Annotated in this window: 19 protein-coding genes and 1 pseudogene; 9 read left to right on the top strand and 11 right to left on the bottom strand. The window is 68.0% G+C overall.

Annotated elements, in window-relative coordinates; genetic code table 11:
* Positions 1 to 73: 73 nt before the first annotated feature.
* Genes E3T33_RS11155 through E3T33_RS11145 form a run of 3 tightly spaced genes read left to right on the top strand, consistent with a single transcriptional unit; the run spans position 74 to position 2,518 of the window.
* Positions 74 to 1,042, top strand: a complete 969-nt coding sequence (locus tag E3T33_RS11155) for a sugar ABC transporter permease (RefSeq protein ID WP_092323005.1) — start codon at positions 74 to 76, stop codon at positions 1,040 to 1,042.
* Between the two features lie 2 nt (positions 1,043 to 1,044).
* Positions 1,045 to 1,932, top strand: coding sequence for a carbohydrate ABC transporter permease (locus E3T33_RS11150; protein ID WP_241977018.1), 888 nt, complete (start codon positions 1,045 to 1,047; stop codon positions 1,930 to 1,932).
* Between the two features lie 43 nt (positions 1,933 to 1,975).
* Complete coding sequence (locus E3T33_RS11145) at positions 1,976 to 2,518, top strand: DUF2510 domain-containing protein (protein ID WP_166784472.1); 543 nt, start codon at positions 1,976 to 1,978, stop codon at positions 2,516 to 2,518.
* Positions 2,519 to 2,765: 247 nt separating this feature from the next.
* Here E3T33_RS11145 and E3T33_RS11140 read toward each other — a convergent pair whose 3' ends face one another.
* Positions 2,766 to 3,596, bottom strand: a complete 831-nt coding sequence (locus E3T33_RS11140) for an SGNH/GDSL hydrolase family protein (protein WP_092322906.1) — start codon at positions 3,594 to 3,596, stop codon at positions 2,766 to 2,768.
* A gap of 414 nt (positions 3,597 to 4,010) precedes the next feature.
* Here E3T33_RS11140 and E3T33_RS11135 point away from each other — a divergent pair, with 414 nt between their 5' ends.
* Positions 4,011 to 4,709 carry a hypothetical protein gene (locus E3T33_RS11135; RefSeq protein WP_134575316.1) on the top strand — a complete coding sequence of 233 codons (699 nt, stop codon included), beginning with the start codon at positions 4,011 to 4,013 and terminating at the stop codon, positions 4,707 to 4,709.
* A gap of 88 nt (positions 4,710 to 4,797) precedes the next feature.
* Here the strand turns inward: E3T33_RS11135 and E3T33_RS15585 are convergent.
* Together E3T33_RS15585 and E3T33_RS11125 are read right to left on the bottom strand one after the other, a co-directional pair.
* Positions 4,798 to 4,986 (bottom strand): annotated as a pseudogene (locus tag E3T33_RS15585) (IS30 family transposase); the annotation flags it as partial.
* A 91-nt stretch (positions 4,987 to 5,077) separates the two neighbouring features.
* Positions 5,078 to 5,668, bottom strand: a complete 591-nt coding sequence (locus E3T33_RS11125; protein ID WP_277870637.1) for an ATP-binding protein — start codon at positions 5,666 to 5,668, stop codon at positions 5,078 to 5,080.
* Between the two features lie 168 nt (positions 5,669 to 5,836).
* Between E3T33_RS11125 and E3T33_RS11120 the strand changes: the two genes are divergently transcribed.
* The 3 genes from E3T33_RS11120 to E3T33_RS11115 all read left to right on the top strand — a co-directional run bounded on the left by E3T33_RS11120 (position 5,837) and on the right by E3T33_RS11115 (position 6,733).
* A complete protein-coding gene (locus tag E3T33_RS11120) occupies positions 5,837 to 6,010 on the top strand; it encodes a CsbD family protein (RefSeq protein WP_092322911.1) in 174 nt (57 codons plus the stop codon).
* A gap of 57 nt (positions 6,011 to 6,067) precedes the next feature.
* Positions 6,068 to 6,232, top strand: coding sequence for a DUF2207 domain-containing protein (locus E3T33_RS15280; RefSeq protein WP_143006462.1), 165 nt, complete (start codon positions 6,068 to 6,070; stop codon positions 6,230 to 6,232).
* Between the two features lie 276 nt (positions 6,233 to 6,508).
* Positions 6,509 to 6,733: a hypothetical protein gene (locus E3T33_RS11115; protein ID WP_134575315.1), complete on the top strand. Its 225-nt coding sequence runs from the start codon at positions 6,509 to 6,511 to the stop codon at positions 6,731 to 6,733.
* A 210-nt stretch (positions 6,734 to 6,943) separates the two neighbouring features.
* Here the strand turns inward: E3T33_RS11115 and E3T33_RS11110 are convergent, their stop codons facing one another.
* The 3 genes from E3T33_RS11110 to E3T33_RS11100 all read right to left on the bottom strand — a co-directional run bounded on the left by E3T33_RS11110 (position 6,944) and on the right by E3T33_RS11100 (position 8,973).
* Complete coding sequence (locus E3T33_RS11110; RefSeq protein WP_134575314.1) at positions 6,944 to 7,138, bottom strand: hypothetical protein; 195 nt, start codon at positions 7,136 to 7,138, stop codon at positions 6,944 to 6,946.
* A gap of 265 nt (positions 7,139 to 7,403) precedes the next feature.
* Positions 7,404 to 8,303 (bottom strand): oxygenase MpaB family protein, encoded by a 900-nt coding sequence (locus E3T33_RS11105; protein ID WP_134575313.1) that lies wholly within the window; start codon positions 8,301 to 8,303, stop codon positions 7,404 to 7,406.
* An 85-nt stretch (positions 8,304 to 8,388) separates the two neighbouring features.
* The gene (locus tag E3T33_RS11100) at positions 8,389 to 8,973 is read right to left on the bottom strand and encodes a GDSL-type esterase/lipase family protein (protein WP_166784471.1); all 585 of its coding nucleotides are present in this window, start codon (positions 8,971 to 8,973) and stop codon (positions 8,389 to 8,391) included.
* 465 nt (positions 8,974 to 9,438) lie between these two features.
* Here E3T33_RS11100 and E3T33_RS11095 point away from each other — a divergent pair, with 465 nt between their 5' ends.
* Positions 9,439 to 10,107 carry a hypothetical protein gene (locus E3T33_RS11095; RefSeq protein WP_134575311.1) on the top strand — a complete coding sequence of 223 codons (669 nt, stop codon included), beginning with the start codon at positions 9,439 to 9,441 and terminating at the stop codon, positions 10,105 to 10,107.
* An 83-nt stretch (positions 10,108 to 10,190) separates the two neighbouring features.
* Here the strand turns inward: E3T33_RS11095 and E3T33_RS11090 are convergent, their stop codons facing one another.
* Positions 10,191 to 10,847, bottom strand: coding sequence for a response regulator transcription factor (locus E3T33_RS11090; protein ID WP_092322918.1), 657 nt, complete (start codon positions 10,845 to 10,847; stop codon positions 10,191 to 10,193).
* Between the two features lie 10 nt (positions 10,848 to 10,857).
* Positions 10,858 to 12,468 carry a HAMP domain-containing sensor histidine kinase gene (locus E3T33_RS11085; RefSeq protein ID WP_092322920.1) on the bottom strand — a complete coding sequence of 537 codons (1,611 nt, stop codon included), beginning with the start codon at positions 12,466 to 12,468 and terminating at the stop codon, positions 10,858 to 10,860.
* Positions 12,469 to 12,628: 160 nt separating this feature from the next.
* Here E3T33_RS11085 and E3T33_RS11080 point away from each other — a divergent pair, with 160 nt between their 5' ends.
* Positions 12,629 to 12,973 carry a hypothetical protein gene (locus tag E3T33_RS11080; RefSeq protein ID WP_134575310.1) on the top strand — a complete coding sequence of 115 codons (345 nt, stop codon included), beginning with the start codon at positions 12,629 to 12,631 and terminating at the stop codon, positions 12,971 to 12,973.
* Positions 12,974 to 13,161: 188 nt separating this feature from the next.
* Here E3T33_RS11080 and E3T33_RS11075 read toward each other — a convergent pair whose 3' ends face one another.
* The 3 genes from E3T33_RS11075 to E3T33_RS11065 form a co-directional block, all read right to left on the bottom strand.
* Positions 13,162 to 13,620: a VanZ family protein gene (locus tag E3T33_RS11075; RefSeq protein WP_092322923.1), complete on the bottom strand. Its 459-nt coding sequence runs from the start codon at positions 13,618 to 13,620 to the stop codon at positions 13,162 to 13,164.
* A 139-nt stretch (positions 13,621 to 13,759) separates the two neighbouring features.
* A complete protein-coding gene (locus E3T33_RS11070) occupies positions 13,760 to 14,473 on the bottom strand; it encodes an ABC transporter ATP-binding protein (RefSeq protein WP_092322924.1) in 714 nt (237 codons plus the stop codon).
* Entirely contained in the window at positions 14,470 to 16,290 is a 1,821-nt protein-coding gene (locus tag E3T33_RS11065; protein ID WP_092322926.1) for a branched-chain amino acid ABC transporter ATP-binding protein/permease, read from the bottom strand. Before E3T33_RS11065 ends, E3T33_RS11070 begins: the two co-directional genes overlap by 4 nt.
* Position 16,291 lies beyond the last annotated feature (1 nt).

Genomic DNA, 16,291 nt, shown 5'->3' with positions numbered 1-16,291 from the left:
ACAACGCACCACGCACAACGCATTGCACGACGACGAACGAATACCGGTGACTGACGAAATGACCCCTGACGACATGACTCAGAGCATTCACGAAACACCGGTCCCCACGGGGGCGGCCAACGGCCGTCCCCGCGCGGGGGTCGTGCGAGCACGTGCGGCGGCGGGAACCCGCCTCACCGACCTTTTCTCCGCGCTGCCCTGGATCGGGCCGGCGCTCATCCTGATCTTCGGCGTCGTGCTGTTCCCCGCCGTCGTGATGATCTACAACTCCACCCGGGACATCAGCCTGAGCGGCGTCGACAAGGGCTCGGTGGGTTTCGAGAACTACGAGACCCTGTTCGCCTTCGCGCCGCTCGGCGGGATCATGGTGCGCACCGTGATCTGGGTCTTCGCCGTCGTGACGATCGCGGTGCTCGCCTCCCTCGCCCTCGCCCAGTTCCTCAACAAGGCGTTCCCCGGCCGCCAGATCGTTCGCATGGCCGTGCTCATCCCCTGGGCCGCGAGCGTCGTGATGACCACCCTCGTCGTGTACTACGGGCTCGAGGGGTACATCGGCATCATCAACAAGTTCCTGGTCGACATCAACCTGATCGACGCTCCCTACGGCTGGACCAAGAACGCGACCAGCGCGTTCGTCTGGTCGATCGGCATCGCGGTCTTCGTCTCCCTCCCGTTCACGACCTATACGATCCTCGCCGGCCTGGCAACGGTGCCGGCCGACGTGCTCGAGGCCGCGAAGATGGACGGGGCCGGACGCATCCGCACCTACGTCGCCATTGTGCTGCCGCAGCTGCGCGGGGCGCTGTCGGTGGCGGTTCTCATCAACATCATCAATGTCTTCAACTCGCTGCCGATCCTGAAGATCATGACGGGGTCGATCCCCGGCTACGACGCAGACACCGTGATGACCATGATCTTCAAGTACATCCAGAACGAGCACAAGATCGACGTCGCCAGCGCACTCAGCGTGATCGCGTTCCTCATCGTCATCGTGATCGTCGCGATCTACGTGAAGCTCGTCAAGCCCATGAAGGAGCTGTGATTGTGACCGTCATCGCGCAGGCGCCGAATGGCGCCCGGAGGCGCCGGTTCACGGCCGACCAGGTTCCGCTTCGGACCATGCTGCTCAGGATGCTCGCCGGGGCCGTGGTCCTGGCCATCTTCGTCATCCCGTACCTGATCATGTTCTTCGGCTCGGTGAAGTCCAAGAGCGAGATCCGATCCGTGAACCCCACCTACTTCCCCACCGCGTGGCGCTGGGAGAACTACCTCACCATGTGGTCGACGCCCGAGACGCCGCTCGTGCAGAACCTCGTCTCGACCATCATCATCGCCGTCTTCGCCACGCTGCTGGTGCTGCTGGTGGCCCTCCCGGCCGCGTATTACACGGCCCGGTTCCACTTCCCGGGGCGGATGGTGTTCATGTTCCTGGTCATCGTCACGCAGATGCTGCAGCCGGCCGTGCTCACCTCCGGGCTCTTCCGCCAGTTCAGTTTCTTCGGCATCTCGGACACCTGGCTGGCGATGATCCTGATCAACGCCGCGTTCAACCTCTCCTTCGCCGTGTGGATCATGCACAGCTTCTTCGCCGGGGTGCCGAAGGAGATCGACGAGGCGGCCCAGATCGACGGGGCAGGGCGCCTCGCGGTGCTCTTCAGGATCAACCTGCCGCTCGTCTGGCCCGGCATCGTGACCGCGATCGTGTTCACCTTCGTCGCCTGCTGGAACGAGTTCGCGGCGAGCCTGGTGATCATGTCGACCGCGGGCAACCAGCCCCTGGCCGTGGCGCTGACCAAGTTCGTGGGTCAGTACGAAACCAGCTGGCACTACGTCTTCGGCGTGTCCGTCGTGGCGATCATCCCCGTCGTCGTGCTGTTCATGCTGATCGAGAAGCGGCTGATCGGCGGCCTGACCGCGGGCAGCGTCAAGTAGCCGCCGACGTAGACTTGCCGGAGTCGACCTGCAAGGAGCCATCGTGAGCGACGCCTCGCCAGACGTCCCCACCCAGCGGGGCTGGTACGCCGATCCCGCCGGGCTGCCCCATAAGCGATGGTGGGACGGCGACCAGTGGACCGAACACCTGCATGATCCCGAGCGGAACGCCTACGGGATCGACGGCGCGTTGGCGGCGGGGGCGCAGGCATCCGTCTTCAACAACTACATCTGGGCCATCGCCCTGTTGCCCGTGGTGTCGTTCCTGGCGCTCACCTCCGCCGAGACGTCGTCGCCCCTGCTGGGCTGGGGCATCGCGATCGGCAGCGTCGTGCTGGCCTACCTCGACCACCGGCAGCTGCTGCGCGACGGCCTGGACCGGCCGTTCCACTGGGCCTGGGCGATCCTCTCACCCGGGGCCTACGTGGTAGGGCGCTCGGTCACCGTGCGGCGCCTGACCGGCGCCAGCCTCGCGCCGATGTGGGTCTGGGTGGCCATCATGCTCGTCTACGTGCTCACCGTCCTCGGCAAGGCGGACGGGGCCGCGGCCGCTGCGCTGGGCGGGACGGCTGCGCTGGGCGGCTGAACCCCCGCCACCCCGCGCCCCGGATGCGCCGAGTGTCGCCGTTCCTGCCGAGAGTCCCCGTTGCACCGGCGATTCTCGGCACGATCGGCGACTCTCGCCCACTCTCGCCGAGTTCCGATCGGCGCGGGGCCGAGCGTGCGCCAAGGATGCGCCCCGGATGCGCCGAGTTTGCCTGTTCCGGTCGAGTTTGCCTGGTGCGCGGGGGCAACTCGACCGCAAGTGCCAATCTCGGCGGGGGAGGGGCCGGTCAGTCGACGCTGATGCGGGCGAGGAGCAGCTCGGCGATCGCGCGGTAGCCGCGGTCGTTCGGGTGGAAGTTGTCGCTGGTGCCGCCGAAGACGTCCCGTCCGGCCGGGCCACGGTTTGCCTCCACCGGGTAGAGCCCGTACAGGCTGACGAACGCGCCGCCGCGCTCGCCGCATTCGTCCTCGATGACCGCGTTGTAGGCATCCGAGCCGTCGGCGCCGCCCTCGCTGCCCCAGGTGCCGACGCAGAGCAGCGGCACGGCCGGCGACTCGTGACGGATGCGGTCCAGAAGCGCACCGTAGACCGTCTCGAACCGGGGAAGCGGCGTCTTCTCGACCACGTCGTTCGTGCCGAGTTCGATGATCGCCAGGTCGAGGTTGGCCGGCGCGTTCAGGATGCCGGACACCACGCCCGTGTCGGCGCCGGCCCTGTTCGCCCGAAGTTCGGTGACCGGCCCGCCCGCGGACAGCGCATCGACCATCAGCGGCCGGTACCCGAGGTCCTTGTCCTCGGCCGACAGCCCGTACGTGATCGAGTCCCCGGCGAACAGCACCCGCAGTGACCCCTCCGCCGGACGGGTGACGCGCACGGTTTCGTTCTCCGGATCCGCGCCGAGGGTGAGCGTCGAGGCAACGACGCCGATGGCTGCGAGGCCGACGAGGCCGACGATCAGGCCGAGGGCGATCCGTCGGGACCGGCCGTGGGATGGGCCGTGGGATGCTCCGTCGGACGAGCCGCGGGATGCGCCGTCGGACGGGCCGCGGGATGGGCGAAACCGGTCGCGAAACCAGCGGAAAACCGTGGAGGCGAGGGTCGAACCGGCTGAAGGCATCCGACGATTCTAACAAAAACGGGTCACGTCCCGCTGAGTGGTGGAGCTTCTCAACACCGTGCGGGACGTGACCTGCGCCGGACGGAGATGGTGATCACAGGGTGTTTCTCGCCGATCCCGACTGTAGGGAGGTTGGCCAGGCGACAGCTAGAGTTGCCCTCCTGGACAACGGCCGACCACCGATCGTCCGCGATTGTGACACTCAATGAGTGTCTTCTTGTGCACGGTATCAATGGCTGTGCGCGAGCGGATGGCCCAGTTCCAAGGGGGTTCGGCGTCAAACGAGCATTGCTCCGACTCCGTGGGCGGGAAAGCACTAAAATCCCTTAAGATGACCAAACCTCATTAGTGTTTGTTACGAACTACCCACGACCAACGGGACCTCCTCGTTGGCCGCTAACCAAGGAGACAATCGTGAAACGATATTCCATTGGGATTTTCGGAGCCTCAACCGTTGCGTTACTCGCTGCGGCTGCACTCGGATCCGGCGCAGCTCAAGCGCACAGTGATCAAGCCACAGGTGCCGACAAAACGGTAACGCTGACCGCCAATCTCACGGAGCTAAACGGCTCGGGGGCATCCGGCACCGCTACCGCAGTAGTTCGCAACCAGAAGATCAAGCACATAGAAGTGCACGCTTCCGGGCTAACACCAGACGCTCCGCACGCGCAGCACATCCACTACGGCAACCAAGCGCTGAACGAGTGCCCCACCCTGGCACTGGACAGCAACGGTGATGGCCGCCTAAACACCGTGGAAGGGATTCCGGCGTACGGACCGGTCGTCGTGTCGCTGACTACGACGGGCGACACGACTCCCGCCAGCTTCCTGGACGTGACCCGTTTCCCGGTGTCTGCGGATGGCAGTTACCACTACAGCCGCGATAACATCCGCATCACCAAGGTGGCGGGAACGGGCTACCCGGGCCCCAACGGAACCGGAACGGCCAAAGAGATCGCAGATTCCATCCGCGAAGGCGAAGGCGTCGTCGTGATCCACGGCATCGACTACAACGGCAACGGCTCTTATGACTTCAGCCGAGGTGCAAGCGAACTGGACCCGAACCTGCCTGCAGAAGCGACGGACCCGGCCGCCTGCGGCGTCCTGGAATAAGGCACACACCCAGGAACCTTTCTTGGGCAACAACCGCCGGTGGCCCGTCTTCAAAGACGGGCCACCGCTTTGTTTACCTGGGCACCTCAAAAGGCGGCACACCGCCACGCTCCCGGAACCAGCGGCTACCAGCCGCCTGCGACACGCCGACCGCAGTCGCAGCGTTCTCGCTGGTTAGCCCTTCTGCTATCTGACCCCAGAACTTCCGCTCAACCTCCCGACGAAGCGACGGAGCACCCGGCGACTTCATTGGCGACCTGCCCGTCAGCTCTTTCATCCAATCCGCTGGCCGACCCATCCGATACCTCCATAATCGAGGTGTTGCGACGACCGGTTGAATCCACCATGTGCGTCAGGGCATCAGGGCGTCAGGGCATCAGGGCGTCGAAGCCGCCCGGGTGCAGGTTCGACGACACGGCGATGGAGCGTTTCTCGTAGGCGGCGTCAACGAGCCGATAGAGCCCTTCCGCCGCATCGGCACCCACTTCGAGCAGCCCGATGTCATCGACCACGATCAAATCGGCGCGGAGGATCCGGGCGACCACGCGGCCGACGGAGTCGTCGGAGCGGTGCGCGCGGACCAGCGCGCCTGGGTCCTCGAGGCGGAACCACGCAACGCGCATCCCGGCCTCCACGACTTGCTGGCCGAGGGCCTCGAGGAAGAACGTCTTCCCTGTGCCGCTCGGCCCGCAAACGACGACGTTCTCCTTCCGACCGATCCATTCCAGGGTCCGCAGGACGTGCTGCGTCGGCACCGGGATCGAGGACGCGGACTCGTCCCAGGTGTCGAACGTCTTCCCGGTCGGGAAGCCGGCGGCCTTCCGACGGGTGGCGAGCATGGACCGGGATCGACCGGCGACCTCCTCGACGAAGAGGGCCTTGATGACCTCGATCGGTTCCCAGCGTTGCGCGCGGGCCGTCGCGACCATCTCCGGCGCCAACGCGCGGGCGTAGGGCACCTTCAGCTCCCCGGAATTGCCGGTGGATGAAGCGGGAGCCGGTGTCCAGCCCCATTGTTGCAACCCTGACGCGAGGGTATCGTCGCCGGAAAGGGGCTCGCCCAGAACGCTGAAGATTCGATCTGTCGGCGCGGCCTCACTGTCTTCGACTGATGAGAGGTGGAAACTATGAGTCAGGCTGACAAGATCAAGAATGCGGCTGAGAAGGCCGCGGGAAAGATCAAGGAGAGCGCGGGCAAGATCGCGGGGGACAAGTCGCTCGAGGCTGAAGGCAAGACCGACCAGGCCAAGGCGAGTCTGAAGCAGGCCGGCGAACAGGTGAAAGACATGTTCAAGAAATAGCGAACGCACCCGGTACTCCATTGCCCGGACCTTCCGGGAACAACGGAAAGGAACACCATGAACATGCTGCTCATCGTCGTGGCTATCATCGCGCTCGTCCTCTTGCTGACGGGAGGATTTGTGCCGTCCCTGAACTTCCTATTGTGGGTGGGTGTGATCCTTCTGGTGATAGCGGTGATTGCGTTCTTGGTGCGCTCGATGTCGGGTCGCCGAGGCGCGTAACAGGCGTCTGAACCCCGCCGAAGCCACGATGCAAGGCTGGTCCTGGTTCCTGCGGCTGCTGTTTGGGCTCACAGGTGCTCGATAGGACCGAGCTGAAATCCGCGTTCCTGTTGTGCCAGTCGCAGAATTGCCAGGACCATCAGTCCAGATCGCAATGCCCACACCCGCCGCGGCAACCGTTGAATCGTGCACTGGACGCGCGCTGACCGCAGGCATATTCTCACCAGCAGCGAAGCGTTCGCGAAGCGTTCGCGAAGCGACGTGCGGAGGTCCACCATGAGCGAAGAAATGGCGACACCAGTATCTGATGAAAGCGGGACGTCCCAGTCCGCGAAGCCAGGCAAACCGGCCGTGGGCACCCCGATTGGCGATATGTCAGTGGAGGGCGAAACCGAAGTAGGTCCGTACCCGTCCTTGACTCACATCGAAAACATGGAACAGGCAGACCTGCCAGCAGTTGCCGAAAACGTCGCCGAAAGGAAGCCCAGCGAAGACGAGTGACGGCGCCGGGGTCAACCCCGCCAAGCAGAAACCGGATGACCAGTTCGCGACCGCTGACGATCGCAAGGCCGCCTGCGTGCCTCGACCCCGATGGTGAACAGCTCACAAGAGAGAACGCTCATCAGCGGAAACCCACCGGGCCACAACGCGGACGCCGGCGGCTACCAGCCGTAGGTGGGGGGTGAATCCGTGGACGTTCTTGCTGGAGCTCTATTCTGCAAATCCTGCAATAGGCGCATTGGTCTGCCGGGGGACGGTCGGGTCAGGGGCGCGAGCATGGTGTGTCGGGGCGTCGTCACGGAGCCCGGCAGCCTCGCACCGGTCGGTGCCGTTTGAGATGGCGTAATACTCGTCCAGAGAATCGGTGTCGGTTTCGGTCAATTCGTCGTCATCCTGGTTGTCCAAATGGGGAGCCTTGATAATGAGGAACTTATTGATCGCTACGCGGAGGTGGACGCCGTCCCACGCACGGTGGCTCTTCACGTTGCCGGAGCAACGCTCACGAGCGGGAAACCACACCACTCACGGGGACGCAACCAAAACGCCTCGATCGCGCCCTCGTGAGGCGTTTTCGCCGCCTCGGTTCCCTTCCAGCGCAGCGGGGGATGCGCCGACTTTGCCTGTTCCGGTCGAGTTTGCCCGGTGCGCGGGGGCAACTCGACCGCAAGTGTCAATCTCGGCGGGTCTGCAGGCGGGCGATCCGCTTCCGCGCGGCATCCTCCGAGGTCGAGCGGCTGCCGAGCAGCATCCGCACCGCCCCGAGCACCACGCCCGTCGCCCACACGGCAGGCAGCCTCGACCGCCGGAGCCCGAGCATCCGGCGATACTCCTCCGGCAGCGACGCGACCGCTCCGGCGAACATCACCCGGTAGGCCGGCATCATCGAGCGACGCAGCGGCGGATTGCGGATGAAGCGCACCGCCTCGGCCACGCGCTCGTCGCTCTTGAGCGTCCCGGCCTCGGAGAAGGCGGCTAGTTGCGCCCGCAGCTCCCGCTCCGAGCGCGGCGGGGTGGGCACGCCCACCAGCTCGCCGGCGATCGCCCATTCGCGCACGTAGGCATCCGCGCCGCCGGGGATGTCGCCGCCCCACAACTGCTCGCAGGCGAGGAACGCGTCGGTGAACACCACATGCACCCAGGACAGCAGCTCAGGGTCGCCCGCCGCATATGGCCGTTCGACACCCCGCGCGTCGAGGTAGGTGCCCGCGACCCGGTCGTGGAAGCGCGCCACCCGCGAGGACTCGAGCCCCGCCAGTTTCGTGTCGGCGAAGGTCACCGTGATCAGCCATTGGATGGTGCCGCCGAGCCGCCCGAGCGGGTCCTCACGGTACCGCGACCAGTCGTGCACGCCCGCCATTGCGCCCGGGTGCAGCGTCTGCATGAGCAGGGCACGGATGCCGGCGACCATCGTCGCCATCCCGCCGTGCACGGCCCAGGCCGCCGAACCCGGGCCGAAGTAGCCGGCGTCATCGCCCTCTTCGATCGGGCCGACCCAGTGCGGGCGACCCTCGGAGTTGCCGGAAAAAGTCGTGAGGAGGTGCGACCGCCAGCGCTCCGCAATCCTGCTCATGTATCGAGGGTAATCCGACCGGGCTGGGCGTGGGCCGCGTGTTCCCGGGCGGCGTCCCGCCCTGGCCGGAGCGCTCGCCGGAGGCTCACGGGGCGTGGTCGCCGCCCGGGCTCTCCGCTGCGGGGCGTGCGCCCCTGGCATGCTCGGCGTCGAGCGGGCCGGCCATGGTCGCGGCCAGGATCCCCGCCCAGTGGCGGTAGTCCTCTGCCGTGCGGAACCGGTCTGCTGCGACGCCGGGCCGAGCCGTCAACGGAACGAATGTCGTGCGCGGAAGCGCCCGGCACATCACTGCCGTCGCCTCGTTGAGCACCGCCGCGTGCCGGTCGGCGATGGTGCCGAACGGCCCGCCGAACCCGGGCACGGATCGAATGGGCTGCACGCCCAGCATGAAGACCTGCGTGCTGCGCCCCGAGGTGCGCACGAGCAGCCTCAGGAACGCGGACAGTTCGCGGCGCCACGCCCGCACCGAGGTAAGGGTGAGAGCGTCATTGCCGCCGAGGGTCACGACGATGGCGTCGTAGCGGCCCAGGTCGCGGTCGTCGAGGTCCGCCACCGCCGAACGTGCGGTCGTCTGGGGGCTGAAGAGGGCCTCGACGTCGACCCCGCGCCCGGTGCGGGCCGACAGTGCCCGGGCGAGGGAACCCGGCAGGGCGAGATCGTGGCTGAGCACCCCCCCACCCGACCGCCGGACCGCTGCCGAAGACGAGCACGCGGTCGCTATCGACGCCCGCGGATCGCGCCTGGGGAGCATCCGTCGGCCGGGGCACATGCCCGAGGCTCGCGCCCGTCCGCGCGGCCCAGGCCGTCATGAGCGGCACCAGCGCCCAGCGCATGAATTTCCCCACCGATTGCCTTCCGACCGCCCAAGCCCGGCCGGGTTTCAGGGTGCCCGTGCCGTCGAGTATTTTCCGGCACCAGTCTAAGCCGCGCCCATAGTGCCGGGGTAAGCCCCTCTGGCGCCTCGAGACAGGCCGGGTTATATTCGTCTCCCAGGTCCGGCACCCGGGTCCGGCGGCCGAGGCCCGCCTCGAGGATGAGAAATCTCTCATCCCGCTCTCCGGGTGGCCTCATCTCCCGTCGCCAGAGTTGCCCCAATGACCCGATCGGGTTCGGGAAGAAACGGGAGCGCATCACGATGAAGAAATCAACGAAGCTGTTCATGACCGGGGCCGCGAGCCTGCTCGGAGTGGCGCTCGCCACCGGCGGCGCGTATGCGACGACCGCATCCCTGACGACCGTGGATGCCCCGGGCCAGGTCATGCCCGTGAGCGGCGTCGGGCCCGCCTCCGAGCACGCCAGCGAGAACGCCCTCGAGCACGCGAACCCGAACGCCCACGGACTGTTCGGCTGGACGACGGAGTCCACCGATACGCCGGAGGACGACGCATCCGGCGCGGATGACGACGCGGCCGGCGACGAAGCCCGCGATGCGGCCAAGGACGCCAGGGACGAGGCCCGCGACTCTGCCAAGAGCGCCAGGGACGCAGCCAAAGATGCGGCCAAGGACGCCGAGGACGCAGCCAGGGACGCAGCCAAAGACGCCGGCACGAAGCACTCGTCCTCGGACGACGACGGCGATGACGCCGACGCGAACGAGCAGGAATCCGACTCCTCCGGTTCCGTCGAGGCCGTCGAGCCGGATGACGCGGTCGAGGTCGACCACGAGTCGGACGACGCCGACGAGGCCGAGCGCGAAGACGAAGCGACCCACTCAGAGGACGCAGAGGACTCGAAAGACTCCGAGGACTCCGAGGACTCAGAGGACTCCGGTGACTCGCACGATTCAGACGAGTCGGACGACTAGCCACACACACTCTGCCGGCGCACCGCGCCGACAGTAGCCAGAGCCGGGGAGCGACCATCGGGTTGGACGCTCCCCGGCCATTTCTATTTCAGGCGGTACCCCATGCCGCGAACGGTCTCGATCCGGTCGGCGCCGATCTTGGCGCGCAGGTAGCGCACGTACACCTCAACCACGTTCGAGCCGGGGTCGTAGTCGAGGCCCCACACCCGGCTGAGCAGCTGTTCTCGGCTGAGCACCTGCTCGGGGTGGCGAATGAACTCCTCGGCCAGGCCGAATTCGCGCGCGGAGAGGTCGACGGGGCGCCCGGCCACACGGATCCGCCGGGTCTTCAGGTCGAGTTCGAGATCACCGGATGCCAGGGTGCCGGCGGTGTCGGGGCGGACGTCCCTCAGCCGAAGCCGCACCCGGGCCAGCAGCTCGTCGAAGCGGAACGGCTTGGACATGTAGTCGTTGGCTCCGCCTTCGAGCCCGCGCAGGGTGTCGGCGGCCGAGTCCCGTGCCGTGAGCATGATGACGGCGATCCGGTTGCCCTGGCCGCGCAGTGTTTCGAGGATGTCGAAGCCGTCGAGGCCGGGCAGGCCGACGTCGAGCACCAGAAGGTCGTACTGCCCGGTCTCGGCCTCGGCGACGGCGGCCCGGCCGTCGTCGGCGATCGTCACCGAGAAGCCGGCCGCGCGCAGCCCCTTCTCCACGAACGATGCAATGCGCGACTCGTCCTCGGCAATGAGAATCCTGGTCACCTGGTGCTCCTTATGCTTCCGCGCCCACGAGGGCCTCGGGGATGGCCGCCTCGGCGACGAGGGGAATGCTGATGGTGAAGACGGATCCCGCACCCTGCGCGCTCTGCAGCAGCACGGAGCCGCCGTGGGCCTCCGCGATCGCCGACACGATCGACAGCCCGAGCCCGGAGCCGTAGACGCCCCGACTCGATTCGAGCCGGCGGAAGCGCTCGAAGATCTGCTCCTGGACCTCGACGGCGATGCCGGGCCCGGCATCCTGAACCGACAGGTTGAGATGCGGTCCGGCCGGGGTCTCGGCGACCTCGCCGAGGATGGTGATCGGGGTCCCCGGGGTCGAATACTTGACGGCGTTGTCGGCGAGTTGCAGCCAGGCCTGGGTGATCCGGCGGGAGTCGATCTGCGCGAGCACGTTGACCGACTCGGTGCGCCAGGTGCGCGCCGGATCGAGCGCGGATGCCTTCGCGCCCACGAAGGCGGTCAGCGACTCGATGTCGACCTCGGCGAGTTCGACGAAGTTCGGCCCGGACGACGACGCGAGCAGGGAGATCTCGGAGACGAGCGTGGACATCCGGTCGAGTTCGTCGATGGCGAGTTCCCGGGTGGCCCTGACCTCTCCCACATTCGCGATGTCGAGCAGTTCGAGGTGGCCGCGGATGATCGTGATCGGCGTCTTGAGTTCGTGGCCGATGTCATCCAGCAGCCGGCGCTGGCTCAGCGAGGAGGCCTGCAGGCGGTCGAACATGCCGTTGATGGCCGTGGCCAGTTCGGACACGTCATCGTGGCCGGTCACCGGGATGCGCTCGGTGAGGTCGGCGGCGTTGGTGCTGCCCGCGGCGGCATCCCGCAGCAGCCGGATCGGGCGCAGCAGCCGGCCGGCAACGACCCAGGCGACCAGCCCGACGACGATCAGGGCGGCCAGGGCCACGCGCACGAAGGTCTGGAAGGACTCGGCGACCAGGCCGAGCTCGGCGTCGAGGTCGAACGCGGCGACGTAGAGGCCCGAGCTCGGGTCACCGGCGGCGCTGACCGGAACGATCAGGTAGCGAAGTGTCTGCTCCGTGCCCGTGGCCGTGCCGATCACCACCTGGGTCGGGTCGGCCTCGGCCAGGATCCGCGCGACGAACGCGGCGTCCTCGTCCATCCGGAAGGGCAGGTTCGCCGCCGGGACCAGTGCCGGCTTGCCGTCGATCAGTCCGAGGACGCTCTCGTTCGCGGCCGGGATGACCTGCTTCATGGCCACCCGCAGGATGGCATCCACGCTGGTCAGCGGCGAGGACACGGCGGCGCCCGTGGTGGCGAGCGCGGTGGGGCCGGGGCCGCCTGCGGAAGCGGGGCCGGGGCCCGTGTCGGTATCCGTGCCGGTGCCGGTGGTCGTATCGCCGCCGGTGGTCGCGCCGGAGGCGATCGCCTTCAGGTCGGGGACCGTGCGCAGGAGCCGCGCGTCGATGCTGGCGACGACGCCCTCCCGCTGCACGAGGTAGGCCGCGACCCCGGACGCCGCGAGGCCCAGGGCGGCCACGGCCAGGATCGACACCACGATCCGCGACCTCACCGATGGGGTGTGGTGCCGCACGGTGCGCCGCCCGCGCGCGAGCGTTCGACGGACGCGCGTGTTGGCCATTCCCTTAGTATCAGCTCTCCGCGCCGGTTTCGCCCTCTGGCGCTGCGGAGTGCCCTCATTTCTGGGGGCCCATGTCTGGGTGCGCGCGAGGGCGCAAACCCCCCTCGGAGCCGGCGCCCCGGCCAATAGGGTGGGGGGCCGGCTGCGGTTGCGGCTGGGGGTGACCCGGTCGCTGTGGTCCGGCGTCCGCACGATCGCCCTGGGCGCGTGGGGCCTCTGGCTCGCGGTCGTGCTCAGCGCCGAGGTGCCGTTGGCCACCGTCTCCACCGAGCGGGCGCTCTCCGTCGGCCAGCTCAATTCGGGGGATACCTCCGCGGCCGGACGGACGCTCGAGGCCCTGGCGGAACTCGCCCCGAAGGATTCCGCGGTTGCCGTGCAGAACGCCGTCGTGCGCTACCTGCTCGGCGACATCTCCGGTGCCGTGGCGGAGACCGACCGGGCGCTCTCGCTCGATCCCGCCAACCCCACCGCCGTGCAGCTCCGGGGCCTCCTCACCGGTCCGTAGCGCGTGCCTCCCCGGCACCAGCCGACACTGTCAGGCTCCCGCCGTGGCGAACTCAGGAGATCCGGTGCCGCGCCTCGTCGGCCGCCCGGAAACACGGGGGACCTGCCTGCCCGCGTGCCGATTCTCCTGAGTTGGCCACGGATCTGGTGCGAGAGCGGCCGAGTAGCGGCGGCCCGGAGGGTGCCCGGCTACAGCCGGCGGTCGGCGGGCACGCCGAGGGCCAGCAGCAGCAGCACGGCGGCGGCCGCCCCGGCGGTGGCGCCGGCCGTGTTCGCGACCACGTCGTTCACCGTCGCGAATCGGGCCGGCACGAAGGCGAGCTGACCGAGTTCGATCACACAACTGGCGGTGAACCCGACGACCAGCCCGAGCCACCAGCGGCTGGCACCGGCCAGAATCACCACGAAGAGCCCCACCGGCACGAACAGCGCGATGTTCGCCCCGAATTCGATGACGTCGTAGTGCATCCAGCGGGGCGCCCCGTGCCGATGGAGCCAGCCGACGACGGAGCCGAGCAGGTCCCCGGCGTCGCGGTCGACCCGGCTGGGCCAGAACGCGATCAGCGCGAGCACGACCAGATAGGAGAAGGTCAGGAACAGCGTTCTGTGGTGAAGCGCGCTGCGCTGCACCGTGTCGACACCGCTCACTCCGTCACCTCCACCGCCGCGGGCGGGCTGCTCCCGTTCCGGTGCCGCAGCATGGCCGCATCACCCTGGACGGCACCCTAGCAGAACCGTCGACGGCGCCATAGTGGTCGCGGATCCGGGATCGCTCGGAGGCTGCTCGCTAGTCGAGGCCCAGGTACGCCTCGATCACCTTCTCGTCGGCGAGCAGTTCGTGGGCGGGACCCGAGTGAGTGATCTCCCCGGTCTCCAGCACGTAACCGAAGTCCGCCGCCGCGAGGGCCCGCCGCGCGTTCTGCTCGACCAGGACCACCGTGGTTCCGGTGCTCCGAATCTCCTCGATCACGGAGAAGACCTCATCCACGATTTTTGGCGCGAGTCCCATCGACGGTTCGTCGAGCAGCAGGATCTCGGGCTCGGCGATGAGCGCCCGCGCGATCGAGAGCATCTGCTGCTCGCCGCCGGAGAGGGCCCCCGCGTGGAGCCTGCGTCGTTCGAAGAGCACCGGGAAGCGGTCGTAGACGCGGGCCACATTCGCGTTCAGGGTGCTGCCGCGGTGCCAGCCGCCGAGGCTCAGGTTCTCGGCCACGGTCAGCGTGCCGAGGATCTCCCGCCCCTCGGGCACCTGCACCAGCCCGGCCTTCACCAGCCGGTGCGCCGGCCATTTGGTGATGTCCTGGCCCTTGAACTTGATCACACCGTGGCGTGGGCGGATGAGCCCGGAAACGGCATTGAGAATGGAGGTCTTGCCGGCGCCGTTGGCGCCCACGAGGGTGACCAGCGCGCCGGTCGCCACCTCGAAGGACACGTTGCGCACCGCCTCCACTCGCCCGTAGTTGACCTGCAGGCCCTCCACGCTCAGGATCGGGTCGCTCATCGTTTGTCCTCCGGTTCGGCCGCGCCGTTCGGTTCGGCGTCGTCGCCGATCACGGCATCCGGACCCTGTTCGTGTTCCCTGGCCAGTTCGACGGCGACCTCGGCCAGGTTCTCTGCGGCGAGAACGGATGCCGCTTCCACGTCGGCATCATTGCCGGCCGACCCGAGGTACGCCTCCAGCACCTTGGGGTCGCGGGCGATGTCGGCGGGCTTGCCCGAGGCGATGACCTCGCCGAAGTTCAGCACCATGATCCGGTCGCAGGTGGCCAGCATCATCCGCACATTGTGCTCGATCACCAGCACGGCGATGCCGTCGGCGGCCAGCGACCTGATCAGCTCAGACAGGCGTCCGGCCTCGACGTGGTTCATGCCGGCCGCCGGCTCATCGAGCACCAGCAGCGACGGATGCGAGGCCAGCGCGCGGGCGATCTCCAGCCGGCGCTGGTCGCCGTAGGACAGGTCTCCGGCGGCGTTGGCCGCCTTGTCGCCGAGCCCCACCCGGATCAGCTGGGCGGATGCCATCGCCACGGCCTCCCGCTCGAACCGCCTGGCCGACGGCAGGAACAGCAGGCGCCGCAGCAGCGTGTCGTGGGTGATCCGGTAGCCGCCGACGAGCACGTTCTCCAGGGCCGAGAGCCGGTTGAAGAGCTTGATCTGCTGGAACGTGCGGGCCACTCCCGACTGGGCCAGGCGGTGAGCCTTGGTGCCGGCGGTCAGGGCCGCGCCGAGCACGACCCCGGTGCCGGTGCTCGGGGGAGTCAGCCCGGTGACCATGTTCACCAGCGTGGTCTTGCCGGCGCCGTTGGGACCGATCAGGCCGAGGACCTCCCCGGCCTGCACGCTGAGGTCGACGGAGCGCACGGCGTGCACCCCGCCGTAGGACTTGCCGATGCCCTGCAGGCTCACCAGTTCCGTGCCGGGCGCGGGGAGGGCAGGCAGGTCGGGCCGCAGGGCCGGGTTGGCGACCAGGCGTTTGGCGGACTTCCGCCGCGGGATGAGGCCGGAGAGGCCTCCGGGCAGGAAGAGGATCACGACCAGGAGCAGCACCCCGGAGATGGTGGGGCGGATCCAGCCGGCGTTGATGCCGAGCAGGCGCTGCAGCTCGGGGAGCACGGAGAGGAAGACGGAGCCCAGCAGCGGGCCGACGAACAGCGTCACCCCGCCGACCACCGCGGTGACCAGGCCGTCCACGGCCGCGGTGAAGGAGAACTCGTTGGGGTCGGCGAACCGGGAGAAGTAGGCCAGGAGCACGCCGTAGAGGCCGGCCACGGCCCCCGCGATGACGAAGGACGCCATCCGGTACCTGGCCACGTTGATCCCCATGGTGGTGGCGGCCAGCTCGTCTTCGCGAATGGCCGCGAAGGCCCGCCCCATCCGGGATCCGGACAGGCGCCAGAACCAGTAGGCCACCACGATCAGGGCGATCCAGGCGACCTCGATGCCGACGAGCTTGGGGAAGCCCAGCCCCTGGGCGCCGTTGGTCCAGGTCTGGTTGATCAGGAAGATCCGCACCATTTCGCCGAAGGCGAGGGTGGCGATGGCGAGGAAGACGCCGCGCAGGCGGATCACCGGCAGGCCGAGGATGAACGCGGCGAGGATGCCCACGCACATGCCGAAGACGATGCCGACGGCCAGCGGCGGGATGAACCCGAACAGGGGCTCGTCCGGCACGACGAGGGAGGAGGTGAAGGCGGCGAGCGACGCCAGCCCGAGCTGGGCCAGGCTGAGCTGGCCGGCGATCAGCACGGCGTAGAAGCTGAAGGCGAGGATGGCCGTCAGCGCGATCAACGTGATCAGTGAGCTGTATTCCACCAACATG

The sequence above is a fragment of the Cryobacterium sp. TMT1-2-1 genome, assembly GCF_004403955.1.
GTDB classification, from domain to species: Bacteria; Actinomycetota; Actinomycetes; order Actinomycetales; family Microbacteriaceae; genus Cryobacterium; species Cryobacterium psychrotolerans.
The sequence above is the reverse complement of the archived record's forward strand: the minus strand, read 5'-3'. Positions and strand labels throughout refer to the sequence as shown.

Excerpts from the sequence above, each read along its gene's own strand:
- E3T33_RS11155 (WP_092323005.1), top strand. The coding sequence starts at position 74 with ATGACTCAGAGCATTCACGAAACACCGGTCCCCACGGGGGCGGCCAAC.
- E3T33_RS11140 (WP_092322906.1), bottom strand. The coding sequence starts at position 3,596 with ATGCCTTCAGCCGGTTCGACCCTCGCCTCCACGGTTTTCCGCTGGTTT.
- E3T33_RS11120 (WP_092322911.1), top strand. The coding sequence starts at position 5,837 with ATGAGTCAGGCTGACAAGATCAAGAATGCGGCTGAGAAGGCCGCGGGA.
- E3T33_RS15280 (WP_143006462.1), top strand. The coding sequence starts at position 6,068 with ATGAACATGCTGCTCATCGTCGTGGCTATCATCGCGCTCGTCCTCTTG.
- E3T33_RS11115 (WP_134575315.1), top strand. The coding sequence starts at position 6,509 with ATGAGCGAAGAAATGGCGACACCAGTATCTGATGAAAGCGGGACGTCC.
- E3T33_RS11105 (WP_134575313.1), bottom strand. The coding sequence starts at position 8,303 with ATGAGCAGGATTGCGGAGCGCTGGCGGTCGCACCTCCTCACGACTTTT.
- E3T33_RS11095 (WP_134575311.1), top strand. The coding sequence starts at position 9,439 with ATGAAGAAATCAACGAAGCTGTTCATGACCGGGGCCGCGAGCCTGCTC.
- E3T33_RS11085 (WP_092322920.1), bottom strand. The coding sequence starts at position 12,468 with ATGGCCAACACGCGCGTCCGTCGAACGCTCGCGCGCGGGCGGCGCACC.
- E3T33_RS11070 (WP_092322924.1), bottom strand. The coding sequence starts at position 14,473 with ATGAGCGACCCGATCCTGAGCGTGGAGGGCCTGCAGGTCAACTACGGG.
- E3T33_RS11065 (WP_092322926.1), bottom strand. The coding sequence starts at position 16,290 with ATGTTGGTGGAATACAGCTCACTGATCACGTTGATCGCGCTGACGGCC.